The organism is Rhabdothermincola salaria (genome assembly GCF_021246445.1).
GTDB classification, from domain to species: Bacteria; Actinomycetota; Acidimicrobiia; order Acidimicrobiales; family Acidimicrobilacustridaceae; genus Rhabdothermincola_A; species Rhabdothermincola_A salaria.
In genome coordinates, this window is record NZ_JAJQXW010000002.1 from 330,046 (window position 1) to 342,796 (window position 12,751).

The 12,751-nt window shown below is 72.9% G+C and carries 13 protein-coding genes; 6 read left to right on the plus strand and 7 right to left on the minus strand.

Annotation, left to right across the window (positions count from 1 at the left end; translation table 11 throughout):
• A complete protein-coding gene (locus LUW87_RS10810; RefSeq protein WP_232671185.1) occupies positions 1-1,419 on the plus strand; it encodes a ferredoxin reductase family protein in 1,419 nt (472 codons plus the stop codon).
• A 16-nt stretch (positions 1,420-1,435) separates the two neighbouring features.
• On the opposite strand, the gene LUW87_RS10815 is transcribed toward LUW87_RS10810, so the two are convergent.
• Positions 1,436-1,867, minus strand: coding sequence for a VOC family protein (locus tag LUW87_RS10815; RefSeq protein WP_232671186.1), 432 nt, complete (start codon positions 1,865-1,867; stop codon positions 1,436-1,438).
• Between the two features lie 140 nt (positions 1,868-2,007).
• Here LUW87_RS10815 and LUW87_RS10820 point away from each other — a divergent pair, with 140 nt between their 5' ends.
• Positions 2,008-2,883, plus strand: coding sequence for an alpha/beta fold hydrolase (locus LUW87_RS10820; RefSeq protein WP_232671187.1), 876 nt, complete (start codon positions 2,008-2,010; stop codon positions 2,881-2,883).
• A 38-nt stretch (positions 2,884-2,921) separates the two neighbouring features.
• Here LUW87_RS10820 and LUW87_RS10825 read toward each other — a convergent pair whose 3' ends face one another.
• From LUW87_RS10825 to LUW87_RS10850, 6 genes are all read right to left on the minus strand, one after another.
• The gene (locus tag LUW87_RS10825; protein WP_232671188.1) at positions 2,922-4,394 is read right to left on the minus strand and encodes a trypsin-like peptidase domain-containing protein; all 1,473 of its coding nucleotides are present in this window, start codon (positions 4,392-4,394) and stop codon (positions 2,922-2,924) included.
• A 132-nt stretch (positions 4,395-4,526) separates the two neighbouring features.
• Entirely contained in the window at positions 4,527-5,024 is a 498-nt protein-coding gene (locus LUW87_RS10830; RefSeq protein ID WP_232671189.1) for a flavin reductase family protein, read from the minus strand.
• A 66-nt stretch (positions 5,025-5,090) separates the two neighbouring features.
• On the minus strand, positions 5,091-6,173 hold the full coding sequence (locus LUW87_RS10835; RefSeq protein ID WP_232671190.1) for an FUSC family protein: 1,083 nt from the start codon (positions 6,171-6,173) through the stop codon (positions 5,091-5,093).
• An 82-nt stretch (positions 6,174-6,255) separates the two neighbouring features.
• Positions 6,256-6,924: an O-methyltransferase gene (locus tag LUW87_RS10840; protein ID WP_232671191.1), complete on the minus strand. Its 669-nt coding sequence runs from the start codon at positions 6,922-6,924 to the stop codon at positions 6,256-6,258.
• 41 nt (positions 6,925-6,965) lie between these two features.
• On the minus strand, positions 6,966-7,352 hold the full coding sequence (locus tag LUW87_RS10845) for a VOC family protein (RefSeq protein WP_232671192.1): 387 nt from the start codon (positions 7,350-7,352) through the stop codon (positions 6,966-6,968).
• On the minus strand, positions 7,349-8,602 hold the full coding sequence (locus tag LUW87_RS10850; protein WP_232671193.1) for an alpha/beta hydrolase family protein: 1,254 nt from the start codon (positions 8,600-8,602) through the stop codon (positions 7,349-7,351). The genes LUW87_RS10845 and LUW87_RS10850 overlap by 4 nt, the downstream gene beginning before the upstream one ends.
• A 184-nt stretch (positions 8,603-8,786) precedes the next feature.
• Between LUW87_RS10850 and LUW87_RS10855 the strand changes: the two genes are divergently transcribed.
• The 4 genes from LUW87_RS10855 to LUW87_RS10870 all read left to right on the plus strand — a co-directional run bounded on the left by LUW87_RS10855 (position 8,787) and on the right by LUW87_RS10870 (position 12,746).
• Positions 8,787-9,857, plus strand: coding sequence for a hypothetical protein (locus LUW87_RS10855; protein ID WP_232671194.1), 1,071 nt, complete (start codon positions 8,787-8,789; stop codon positions 9,855-9,857).
• The gene (locus LUW87_RS10860; RefSeq protein WP_232671195.1) at positions 9,854-11,308 is read left to right on the plus strand and encodes an MFS transporter; all 1,455 of its coding nucleotides are present in this window, start codon (positions 9,854-9,856) and stop codon (positions 11,306-11,308) included. The genes LUW87_RS10855 and LUW87_RS10860 overlap by 4 nt, the downstream gene beginning before the upstream one ends.
• The gene (locus tag LUW87_RS10865; protein ID WP_232671196.1) at positions 11,305-12,294 is read left to right on the plus strand and encodes a hypothetical protein; all 990 of its coding nucleotides are present in this window, start codon (positions 11,305-11,307) and stop codon (positions 12,292-12,294) included. The genes LUW87_RS10860 and LUW87_RS10865 overlap by 4 nt, the downstream gene beginning before the upstream one ends.
• A 74-nt stretch (positions 12,295-12,368) precedes the next feature.
• Positions 12,369-12,746: a hypothetical protein gene (locus LUW87_RS10870; protein WP_232671197.1), complete on the plus strand. Its 378-nt coding sequence runs from the start codon at positions 12,369-12,371 to the stop codon at positions 12,744-12,746.
• Positions 12,747-12,751 lie beyond the last annotated feature (5 nt).

Below are 12,751 nucleotides of genomic sequence, written 5' to 3' on the forward strand. Positions count from 1 at the left end.
ATGAACCGCCGGGCACGCCTCTGGGTGAGCGCCCTCGCCTACGGGGCGCTCACCCTGGTCCCGCTCTTCGTGGTACACCTCGGATCCATCCCTCGGGAGCGTGGCTTCTGGATCGAGTTCGGTGTCGCCCTCGGCTTCGTGGGGCTCGCCATGCTCGGGCTCCAGTCGATCCTCACGGCGCGCTTCCCGCGCATCTCGGGCTCCCTCGGACAGGACGCACTCCTGCAGTTCCACCGCCAGGCCGGGCTCGTCGCGTTCGGCCTCATCCTGGCCCACCCGGTGATCCTCCTGGCGTCGAACTCCGCCTACTGGGCGTTCCTCGATCCCACGAAGGGGTTCCTGCGGGCGTTCTTCCTCTGGATCGTTTTGGCCGCCCTTCCGACCATCATCGTGACGGCCCTGTGGCGCGACCGGCTCAAGCTTCCCTACGAATGGTGGCGGCTCGGCCACGGCGCCCTCGCCATGCTCATCGTCCTCATCGGTCTGGTCCACATCACCAGGGTCGCCTACTACCTCGAGAGTGGATGGAAGCAGGCCCTGTGGGTCGGCATCGGAGCAGCATCCATCGGAAGCGTCCTGTACGTCCGCGCGCTCAAGCCGCTCCGCATACGCCGCCATCCCCACCGCGTCGACGAGGTCGAGGAGATCGCCGACGGGACCTGGGAGCTCTCGCTCTCAGCCGAGAGCGGCCGCACCGTTCGCTTCAGGGCCGGCCAGTTCGGCTTCCTCACCATCGCCGCCACCCCTTTCGACCTCGAACAGCACCCGTTCTCGTTCGCGTCCAGCGCCCGCGACACCGCTGGCGTGAGGTTCGCCATCAAGGAGCTCGGCGACTTCACCGCTGGCATCGGAGACGTGGAGGTGGGGTCACGGGCCTGGGTCGACGGGCCCTACGGATCGATGGGGCTGCACGACCAGCGCCCGCCAGGCGTCGGACTGGTCGCCGGAGGCATCGGGATCACCCCGATCATCAGTGTCCTGCGAACCCTTCGCGACGAGGGTGCCACCCACCCAGTCGTGGTGATCTATGCCAACCAGCGCACCACGGACATCGCCTACCGTCGCGAGCTCGACGACTTGGCGAGCCAGCTCGATCTCACCGTCGTCCATGTCCTGGCCGACCCCGACGCCTCCTGGGACGGTGAGCGAGGGCTGGTGGATGCCGCCCTGTTGGATCGTCACCTTCCCGCTGACCGTCGAGCGCGGTGGCGCTACCTCGTGTGCGGCCCGCCCCCCATGATGGAAGCCGCCGAAACCGCGCTCACCGACCTCGGGATACCCCTGGACCACATCGAGTCAGAGCGCTTCGACCTCGGAGCAGCGGCGTCGGTGGGCCGCCGAGCTGTCGGGATCCGCCGGATGGTGGTGGGTCTCAGCGCCGTGGTGGTGGCGGGCGCCGCCCTCTGGGCGGCGGTCTGACCCCCCTGGTCGGGGCTCACGGCGGCGCCGACGCCGTGGTCAAGAGCTCGATCAGGTTCCCGTCGGGGTCGCGGAGGTAGACCGACCGGCCCATGACACCGTTCGAGGCGGGGCGGTCCACCGGCCCCTCAACGACCTCGACTCGGGCGGCCGCCAACCCGGCGAGGATCGACTCGACCGGGCCCCGACACCGGAAGCACAGGTCGGCCGAGCCGGCCACGGGTCGAACGGCGTGGGGCGCAGCGGGAGCGGCGACGGCGTGCACGCTGAGGCGCGACCCGCCCAGCTGCAACAGCGCCACCGGGATCACGCCGGAACGGCGGAGGTCGTCGTACAGGCGCTCGGCGCCGAGCACCCGTTCGTACCAGTCCAGCGTGACGTCGACGTCGGCCACGGTGATGGCCACGTGGTCGAGTCCCTCGACGCCGCCCGCGGGAACGCCGGTCATGCCCCTACGACGCGCCGGTCGACGATCACCATCGGTCTCCCCCTCCGTGGACCGCCACCGTAGACGGCGGCCCCGACGCACGGCGGTGGGCGGCGGAGAACCGGCCCGAGGCCGAGGGGCGGCGGGTAGCGTCGCGACCGATGCCGGACCACCGCGATGCCGCCGTTCGTTTCGAGTTCCCGGGAGTCGACGGCATCAACCTCGTCGGTGACCGCCGCGGCCCGACCGCCGGGCCACCGGTCGTGCTGCTCCACGGCGGCGGGCAGACCCGCCACTCCTGGGGCGGGACGGCCCGTGCCGTCGCCGAGGCCGGCTGGCCGGCCATCACCCTCGACGCTCGCGGCCACGGCGAGTCCGACTGGTCCGAGAACGGGGACTACCGGCTCTCCAGCTTCGGCGCCGACGTGGCCGCGTTCGTCGCCACCCTCGACGCCTCGCCGGTGCTCATCGGCGCTTCGCTCGGAGGGCTCACCTCCATGTTGCTGGCCGGCGAGATGGTCCCCGGCGTCGCCCGCGGCGTGGTCCTCGTCGACATCATCCCCGACATGGAGCAGGCCGGCGCCGACCGCATCCAGGCCTTCATGGCCGAGCACGCCCGCACCGGCTTCGACTCCCTCGACGACGTGGCCGATGCCATCGCCGCCTACAACCCGCACCGTCCCCGTCCCACCGACCTGTCGGGGTTGGCCAAGAACGTGCGCGAGCGCGAGGGGCGCTTCTACTGGCACTGGGACCCCGCCTTCGTGGGCGGCACCGCCGATCTGCCACCCACCGAGATCGGCGACGTCGAACGTCTGCACCGGGCGGTGGCGACGCTGGTCGACACCACACCGGTGATGCTGGTGCGAGGCCGGGTGAGCGACCTGGTCAGCGAGACGCGGGCCCGGGAGTTCTGCGCGCGGTTCCCGACCGTGGAGTACGTCGACGTCGCCGGCGCCGGGCACATGGTGGCCGGCGACCGCAACGACGCCTTCACGAGGGCGGTCCTCGACTTCCTGGAGCGCCACGCCCGCTGAGGTCCCCTCGCCCGGTGCGCGCCGGGCGAGGGTCGCCCTCACCCGACGACGTTGAACGTGGCGAACACCTCGTCGATCACGCCGAGGTCTGCCTCGGTCACCGCCTGCACGGCGACCACGAAGGTGAAGCCCGGGAACTCGGCGGCCTCGGTGACGAGCACCACGAACGCCGCCCCGTTGGGTCCGCACTGATCCCAGATCTGGAACAGACCGCTGAAGCGGTCGTCGGCGTACTCGGAGACACCGGCGTCCACGCACTCGCCCGGGGCAGGAGCGAACTCCGCCAGCGCCTCTCCGGGGCTGACGAGCGTCTCGCCGGCCACGAACACCATCCCCGGGGTGCTGTAGGAGGTCTCGAAGCTCTGGAGGTCGGGCGAGGCCGCCACCACCGGGATCGGCCCGCCGTCGTCGGCGGTGAGCGGGGAGGTGAGCACGTCGGCCCACTCGGTGGGCACGTCGACGGTGAGCGTGCCCGTGTCGTCGGTGATGGTGACGTAGGACGTGTAGGACGCGCCCTCGGACAGCTGGGCCTCCTCCTCCACCTCCCGAGCAAAGCTGTAGGCGGCCTCGAGTGCCTTCGAACCGTTGATCTCACCCCGCAGGACCTCCTCGCTGTCGAAGCGCAGCGCCTCGACGGCGATGGCCCCGCCGCCGGCGGTGCGCAGCACGTCGCAGTAGGCACGGAAGGTGCCGTCCTCGCCCATGGGCACGCCGTTGAGCGACGTGATGATGTCGCCGGGCAGCAGCGCCGCCGTCGCGGCCGGCGAACCGGGGGCCACCCCGGCCACCCAGATGCCGGTCAACCCGGTCTCCTCGTCGTCGACGGACCAACCGTTGACGCCGATGGACTCCATGTCGCCCTCCTGGAGCTGGTCGACCACCTCGGTCGCCAGGTCGGCCGCGATGGCGAAGAACTGGGCGGTGTCGGTGACCGCGCCGCCGGCGTAGTTCACCGCCACGACCTTGCCGGACTCGTCCACCAGCGGTCCACCGGAGTTGCCCGGCTGGATGTTGGCGTCGTGCTCGATGGTGCGGTCGATCGACGAGGTGCCGGTGAGGTCGCCGTCAGCTTGGGCCTTGGCCACGATCCCCCGGGTGAGGGTGAACTCGGGGTCACCGAGGGGGAACCCGGCGGCGTAGACGTCGAGCCCGGTGCTGATCTCCTCGTCGTACCACTCCAGGTAGGGGGTGGACTCCTCCACGTCGACCTGGATGAGAGCCAGGTCGTTGCACTCGGACACACCGACCACCTGGGCGTTGTAGCCCTGGCTGTCGTCGTCGCCGATGAAGACCTCGAGGGTTCCGGCCCCGGTGACCACGTGGTTGTTGGTCACCGCCAGGCCCTGATCGTCGATGAAGAAGCCGCTGCCGGTACCGGTCTCGGTGGCGAACCCCACCTCCGGGTCCCGCAGGGAACCTTCGGTCGTGATCCGGATGGTGGCCGACTCCACGTCGTCGACCGACCCCACGGCGCCCGAGCCACCCCCTCCACCGCAGGCGACGGCCGTCATCGCCGCCGTCACCGTCACTCCGGCGACCGTTGCCCGTCGCATCATCCCCATCTCACGCCTCCGCTCCGCAGATCGACCCTCCATCGGGTCGAGGCTGCGCCGACGGTACGGCCGAGCGGTTTCAGCGCTCTTTCAGTGACGTTTCACGCCGCCGTACTTCATGCGGGTGTCGGCCATGGACGCGGCTCGACGCTCGTCGTCGTCGATGCCGGCGTCGACCACCTCGCCCACGAACAGGGTGTGGCTCCCGAGATCGAGGGTGTGGCGCACCTCGCAGTCGACCCAGGCGATCGCCTCCTCGAACACCGGGGCGCCGGTGCTGGCCGAGCGCACGGCGCGGCCGTTGAGGGTGTCGCCCTCGTCGGCGGCCGGTTTGGAGAACTTCACGAACACCCGCGTGTCGTCGGCGTCCCAGAGGTTGACCGTGAACGATCCGCCGTCGGTGATCAACCGATGGGTGACCGCGGCGTTGTCGACGCCGATGCCGATGAGCACGGGCTCCATGGCCAGCTGGGTGATCCAGCTGGTGGTCATGGCGTTGCGCTCGTCACCCGCTCGGGAGCCCACGAGCGCCAGCGCGTTGGGGATCTTCCAGGTGACACGGTTGAGCAGCTCGTCGTCGAGGGCCATGGGCGCGATGGTAGGGGCATGCCGCGGTGACGGCTCGGGCGATGGCCGCGTCGACCCGACGACGGTTCAGGGACGGGCAGGAGCCGACCGGCCGGATGCCCTCCCGGTGAGCACGGTGAGCACCACCGTCACCACGGGGACGACGAGGGCCGCCAGCGCCACCCCGAGCAGGGTGAAGCCCACCCGGTAGGCATCGGCGCTCAGCGCAGTGCCGGCATCGGAGTCGAACAGCACCACCGCCGGGGTGAGCAACGCCACGGCCCGCCAGTAATGGTGCGGGTCGGGATCGAGGAAGAGCAGCAGGCTCACGACCAGGCAGCCCATCCCCAGCAGGTGCTGCACCCCCTCCCACGGCACCACCAGGGCGACGACCATGGCGATCAGCGCCCCGCCGACCGTCCCCACGGCGCGCTGAGCGGCCTTGATCCGAACGGCGCGACGAGGCTCCTCGGGCCGCGCCGACATGGCCAGCACGTACAGCGTGAGCAGGAGCCAGGCGGCCAGCGGCAACCGGTACCACTCGAGCACGACGAAGGTCGCCGTCGCCGTCGTGACCGCGAGGGTCCCGGCCAGCACCGCCGCAGACGAACGTTCGAGGCCGGGAAGAGGGACGCTCCGGGGCAGCGCGCGGGCCGTGACCTGCGACGACCACAGACCGGCGAGCAGGCCGACCACCAGGTTGAGCAGCACCACCCCACCACCGGTCTGCACCACCCGAACCAGCTCGACCTTGTCGGCCGGATCGACGGGTACCGGAGCCACCACCACGAACCCGGTGGTGATGCCGACGATGGCGTACCCCCGCATCCGGCCGAGGCGGGCCGCCGGGTAGGAACCGGCGCCCACCACCGCGATCCAGGCCGCCGCGGCCCACGGGTGGGGGCTCAGCACGGTGGCGACCGACATCGACCCCACCCCGACCGCGACGAGGACCGCCCCCCACCGGGGCCCTTCGGTCATGGTGGCCTGCACCCCGAGCAGGCAGGCCAGGGTCACGACCATGGCGTTGACCTCGGTGCCGGCGAAGCCGGCCACACCCACCGGCAGCAACGCCAGGAGCACCACCGCCACGACCTGGGGCACCGCCTTCAGGTACCTCACCGCCGGCGCCGGGCCCGCCGGGCCGGGACGGGGCTCGGCCGTCGTCATGACCGACAGTCTGGCCGGTGCGCCGAGCCCGGACGGCGGACCGGGCCACCCGACCCCCCGGTCCGGGCGTCCGGGACCGGGTTCAGCGGCGCTGGGCGACGGTCACCCCGTCGCCGAACGGCAACAACACCGACTGCACCCGGTCGTCGGCCACCACCATGTCGTTGAACGCCCGGATCGCCACCACGTTGTCGTCGGCCACGGACGGGTCGACCACCCGCCCCCACTGCAGGGTGTTGTCGGCGAGGAGCAGCCCCCCGGGGCGGAGGCGGGGAACGATCTCGGCGTAGTAGTCGACGTAGGCGACCTTGTCGGCGTCCACGAAGGCCAGGTCGAGGCCGGGCTCGGCCGGGAGCGCCCGCAGGGTGTCGAGTGCGGGGCCGATGCGCAGGTCCACCCGGTCGGCCACGCCGGCACGCGACCACGCCTCGCGGGCGACCGACGTCCACTCCTCGCTGATGTCGCAGCACACCAGCCGACCCCCTGGAGCCAGGCCTCGGGCGATGGCCAGCGCCGAGGAGCCGGTGAACGTGCCCACCTCGACCGCCGAGCGCACGCCCATGGCCCGCGTCAGCACCTCGAGCAGCACCGACTGGTCGTCGCCGACCTGCATCACCGACCAGTCCGGGAAGCGCTCCTGGGTCTCGGCGTGCACCCACCGCTGCACGTCGTCGGCGGGGGTGACGTGCTCGGCGGCGTAGCGGGCCACGTCCGGGTCGAGGAAGTGGCTGCGCACGTGGGGCTCGGGCATGGGTTCTCCTCGGGTCGTGCGGAGGCCGGCTCGTAGCGTCGTCAGCGGTTCTCGGGGAGCGGGAGCAAGATGGTGAACTCGTTGCCCTCCGGGTCGGCCATGCGGCGGTGGGAGTCGCCGTCGGGTTCCTCGATGACGGCCACCAGCCGGCCGCCGAGGTCCTCGATGCGGGCCTGGGCCACGTCCATGTCCTCGACCTCGATGTCGGGGCGCAGGCGCATCGCCCCCGGCTCGCCACCGGCGGGCAGCGGCTGGAAGGCCAGGTACACCCCGCCGCGGTCCCGCTCCAGCTGGATCCAGTCCTGCTCGACCTCGTAGACGCCGACCCCGAGGACCGCCTGCCAGAAGGTCGCCAGGCGCTCGGGGTCCTGGGCATCGACGACGACGGCACGGAGCCACCCGACGGCCTCGGTGGTGGGTTCGGTCATGGTCGGTCCTTTCGGTGGGGCGACGCCGCCGGGCCGGCCAGGCCCCGCCAGTCGTCGAGGAGGTCGAAGATGCGCTGGTTGCGCAGGCGTGGCGCGCCGATCTCGCAGTCGAGACCAGCGCCCTCGGCGGTGGAGAACGGCACGCGCACCGCCCGATCGCCGAGCCGGGTCGCCAGCTCGGCGGACTGCCCGGGGAAGCTCATGGCGTCGTCGGGATCACAGATCAGGACCGGCCCTCGCAGGTCGTCGACCAGCAGCTCGAGGTCCCAACCGGCCAGACGATCGAGCACCTGCCCCGGACCGTGGGCCGGCCACTGCTCGACCACCTTGGCGACCGCGAACCGGGTGTCGGGATCGTCGGATGTCGCGTCGACGGCCGCGTCGAGCGCGGTCGCCCCACCATCGGACCAGGCCCGCTGGAGCGGTTCGGGCAGCGCCCCCAGCACGCCGTCGAGCGGTCGCAGCACGCCGGGATCGGCGACCACCGCGGCCACCCTGGGGTCACGGGCGGCGTGGCGGGCGGCGAGGTAGCCGCCGTCGGCGATCCCGGCGACGACCACGGCGCCGGGATCGACGTCGCGGTCGAGGACGGCGTCGAGGACCGCCGAGCCCACGCGTTCCCACTGGTCGACGGGGGCGAGGCCGTCGTCGACCACGGCCGCCCCCTGACCGGGTCCGTCGAAGGCGACGGCCTCCCACCCGCGCTCCACGGCATCGAGGACCCCGGTCATCACCACGTCGGACAGCGGCGAGGCGAGCCCGTTGTGCACGACCATGAGCGGCCGGCCCGAGCCGGTGGGGGGAGCAGGAGCGTCGCTCGAGGCCCGGAACCGCCAGGCCCGCAGGGCCCGACCCTCCCAGGGGACCTCCACCCGCTCGACCGGCGTGGCCCAGTGGTCGAAGGCCGCCTCGACGCAGGACCGATGGGCGCGCCACGCGGCGCGATGGCGGTCGGGACGGGCCGACGCCAGGACGTAGTAGAAGCCGGCGAAGCGATAGTTGGCCGCCCGCAGGTAGGCCTGCGCGGCGCTCTGGCGATGGCCGGCGGCGGACGCCTCGGCCGCGATGGCCTCGCACCGCTCGCCGAGCCCGGTCCACGCGGTGAACCAGGAATCGGGGTCACCGGGCACCACGGCCGCCGCCGTCGCCAGAACCTCGCCGGGCTCGGCCATGCCGTAGCCGATCCCCGTGAGGAGGCAGCGCACGGCGAAGTCCATGCCGTCGTCGTCGGAGAACCGGATCGTGGCCACGACCGCCGATCGTAGGTGTCGGGGGCGGACGCCGGGCCCGGCATGAGCGGCGGGGCAGCTCCTCCGGGGCCCCGGGCCGCCTCGGAGCCGGCCGGGGGGAGCGCACTACCGTGGCGGCATCACGTCGAACCGCTTCTCACCCCGTCCCCTCGACCCTCCCGTCGACCCGGCGCTCGAGGCAACGGTGCTCGAGATCCTGAGCGAGCCGCCTCGGGACCCTCGGGACCCGTCGCTGTTCTCCTCCAACACGCTGTTCGGCGAACCAGGCATCTATCCGCAGGGCCCCCCGATGGCGCCCGCGCCGAAGCAGGCCCCGACCGAGGCCCACGCCCGAGAGGCGCTCGAGCGGGTCGTCGAGGAGCAGCTCCGAGGCCATGGGTCGGTGCCCGGCGCGGCCGGTGCCCTCGTCGATCGTCTCGAGGACCGCGACCTGGTCGGCCGCGTCCCCTCGCCCGGGCTGCGCGCCGCCGTGGTCCTGCTCGGCACGACCCTCGCGGGCAGCGTCCTCGACGCCTTCGCGGCCGGCCGGCAGGGACCGGCCCGCCTGACGGTGGAGCCCATGCCCGAGTCGGGTCGGATCATGGGTCCCCACCCCACCGGCGACCGCGCCACCCGAGCGCTCAACGACCGCTACGCCGGGGAGCACCCCGCGCTGGTGACCCCGTCGCTGGCCCACGACCTGCTCTGGAGCGGGCGCGGCACCTGCCAGGGCGAGGAGGTGGTGCTCCACGCCCTGCTGGCCATGGTCCACATCCAGTTGATCGCCCGGTCGCCGTGGTTGGCCCACCTGGGCACCGAGCTCAGCCGGCGCCAGAACTCGCTGGCGGTGACCCTGCTCGACTCTCGCCGGCCCGGGTCGGCCAGCATCTCGGTCGTCGCCCCCGACGGACCGGGAACGATCCCCGGGGGCGCCCCGGGGATGCAGACCCCCGACTTCTGGAGCATCCCCTTCGTCGCTGGCCCACCCGAGGTGATCGACGCCCCGTCCGCCCTCGAGGGGGTGCTCGACGAGGTGACCGACGGCCAGCTGGCGCCGGCCCGTCCTCGGCGCTACGACACCGACCTCGCAGAGGCGCTCTCGGTCCACCTCGGCCGGAGCTGGCTCTCGGCTCGCGAGCAGCTGAGGGCGAGCCTGGCGTTGGGCCTGCTCGACGTCGACGACGTCGCCCGTCGACTGCGCCGATCGGTGGAGGACGCGGTGCGAACGCTGGAGCTCGACGACGTCGTCGAGTGCTGGACCCCGACACATCCGTGAGCGCGACGACGACCACGACGTCTGCGAGCCGCCGCAGCTGGTGGGTGCTGGCCGCCATGTGCGTGCCCCTGCTGACGCAGTCGCTCGACGTCAGCGGCATCGGCCTGCTGTTGCCGAGCATCGGCACCGACCTCGATGCCAGCGCCACGGTGCTCGCCTGGGTGATGAACGCCAACGCCCTCGCCTTCGGGGCGATGCTGCTCACCTTCGGCACGCTGGCCGACCGGTTCGGCCCCCGCCGCCTGCTGCTCGCCGGCGTCGCCGGCTTCGGAGTGGCATCCCTCCTGTGCGGTGTGGCCACCGACAGCACCGTGCTCATCGCCGCCCGGGCGCTGCAGGGCCTGTCGTCGGCGGCGTGCTTCACCACGTCGCTGAGCGTGGTGATGGCGACCTTCGCCGAGGACCGGCGGCCCGCGGCCATCGGGATCTGGGGTGCGGTCAGCGGGGCCGGGAGCGCACTGGGGCCGCTGGTCGCAGGGGCGCTCACCACCGCCGTGGGGTGGCGGGCCTTCTTCTTCGTCAACGGCCCGATCTGCCTGCTCGCCCTGCCCGCCATCGCCGCCCTCGTCGGGTCCCGGGACCGCGAGCCCCGCACCTCGACCGCCCCCTTCCCCGCGGCCGGGCTGGCCGCGGTGGCCGTGGCGTTCGTCGGCATCAGCCTGGCCGCCAGCCGCGCCGGGGGCGGGTCGTGGCTCTCGGTCGCCACGCTGGTGCCCCTGGCCGCCGCCGGCGGCGCGGTCGCCTTCGTGGTCGCCCGAGGCCGCCGAGGGGCCCGGCCGGTCCTCGACCCCGCCGCCTTGGGAGCCCGGTGGTCCCGCAGCGCCTTGGCCGTCGCCTTCACCTCCACGTGGGGCTTCGGGGTCACGCTGGTGGTGGTCAGCGCCTACCTCCAACAGGTCCGCGGCCTCTCGGCCCTCGAGGCCGGCGTGACGTTCCTCGCCTTCAGCGGGGCGTTCGCCCTGGCCGGCACCGTGAACAGCCTCGCCGTGCGCCGACTCGGGGTGAGCACCACGCTCGTCGTGGCGATGCTGGGCTGCGCGGCCGGGTTCGCCCTGCTCACCACCATGGCCCCCGCCTCGGCCTTCCCCCTCGTGGTGGCGGGCCTGGTCGTCGGTGGCCTCGGACAGGGCCTGGCCTTCGCCGCGTCGACCACGGCGTCGCTGAGCGGCGTCCCCCAGGCGGCATCGGGGCAGGCCACCGGCGCCACCCAGAGCACCCGCCTCCTCGGCAACGTGGTGGGCGTCGCCATCTCCACGGCCGTCCTCGTCGACCTCCAAGGCGGCGACGACACGCCCGCCGCCCTGGCCCGGGGTGACGGTGCAGCCATGGTCCTCGCGCTCGGCGTCTCGCTGGTGGGGGCCGCCCTCGTCCCCCTCGCGGTGCGCCGGCAGACTCCTTCCTCGGGCCCGACCGACGGCTCGGGCCTCGCTCCGGGGAGCATCGGGCCATGAGTACAGTCGGCCTCGTGATGCTCCCGCCTCCCGACGTGGCACGCGTGGCGATGGCGGCGGCCCTCGGGGCCTTCGAGCCGGTCGGCGGCCTCGACGAGCTCCAACAGGCGGTGTTCGACAACATCGCGGAACGGGTCTTCGGCCTCGACCTCACCGAGCAGCCGCTCGCTCCGCTCCCTGCCGACGAGCTCCTCGCCCGGTCGCCCTCCGAGAGCCTCCGCCGCCAGATCGTGCACCTCACGGTGGTGCTCGAGCTGATCGAGCACCCGCTGTCCTCGGCGACCGCCCGCGCCGTCGAACACCACGCCCAGGCGCTCGACGTCGATCTGTCATTGCTGCGCGACGCGCGCGAGATGGCCGCGGGCCACGTCGCCCTCATGTACGCCGACCTCCAGCGCTCCAGCTGGTACACGGCCGAGACGATCCGCGAGTCGCTGCACGGGCGGCTCTGGGAGCTGATGCGCTCCAAGCTGGCCTACACCGGCATCGCACCCGACCGGACCATCGCCCGCAAGTGGGAGGCCCTGCGCGACCTGCCCGAGGGCAGCTGGGGTCGTGAGGTGGCCGCCTTCTACGAGCGCCACCACTTCCCCTTCCCTGGCGAGCGCCACGGCATCTACGAGATCGGCGCCCGGCACGACTTCGTGCACGTCCTCACCGGCTACGACGCCACCCCCGAGGGCGAGCTCGACGTCTTCGCCTTCATCGCCAGCTGCATGCCCGACGAACGGGGTCTGGTGCTGTTGGCGGTCACGCTCGGCATCTTCCAGAACGACGCCATCCACCGGGTGGCCGGCAAGAAGGTGACGATGGCCCGCACCGACACGCTGGCCCAGCCCGGGGCGGCCGCCCGTTGGGCCGAGGCCATGCAGCGCGGTGCGCGCTGCACCGTCGACGTCATGGGCGGCATCGACCACTTCGCGCTGGCGCCGCTCCCTCTCGACGAGGTGCGGCGCCGCTTCGGTGTGACCACGAACCCCGGCTGACCACCCAGCGCTTCGAGGACCCGTGCCGCGGGCCCGAAGCCGTGCTCGCCCGGTGGCCGTGGCATCATCGGGCGATGGCGGCGACCTCCCCCCGAACCGTCTCGCGACGTGCGGTCCTGCGCGGCACGGCCACGGGCGCGGTGCTCCTCGCGGCCACGCCCGCCCTGCCGCTCCTCGCCGGCTGCGGCAGCCTCGGGTTCGGCACCGACACCGATCCCCTCCGCACCCTCGGCGCCTCGTTGCGCGACGGGCCCGAAGGGCCTCGCCTCGCCGCCTCGGGCCTGCCCGGCGTCGCCCGACCCATCACCGACGAGGCGACGCTGTTCGAGGTGCTCGACCTCGTCGACGACCGGGTGGACGCCGACTTCGCCGCCGGCCGCACGGTGCTCGGCGACGGTTGGCTCCTGGCCGACACCGAGGCCATCGCCCTCGTCGCCTACGCGAGGAGCTGACCGAG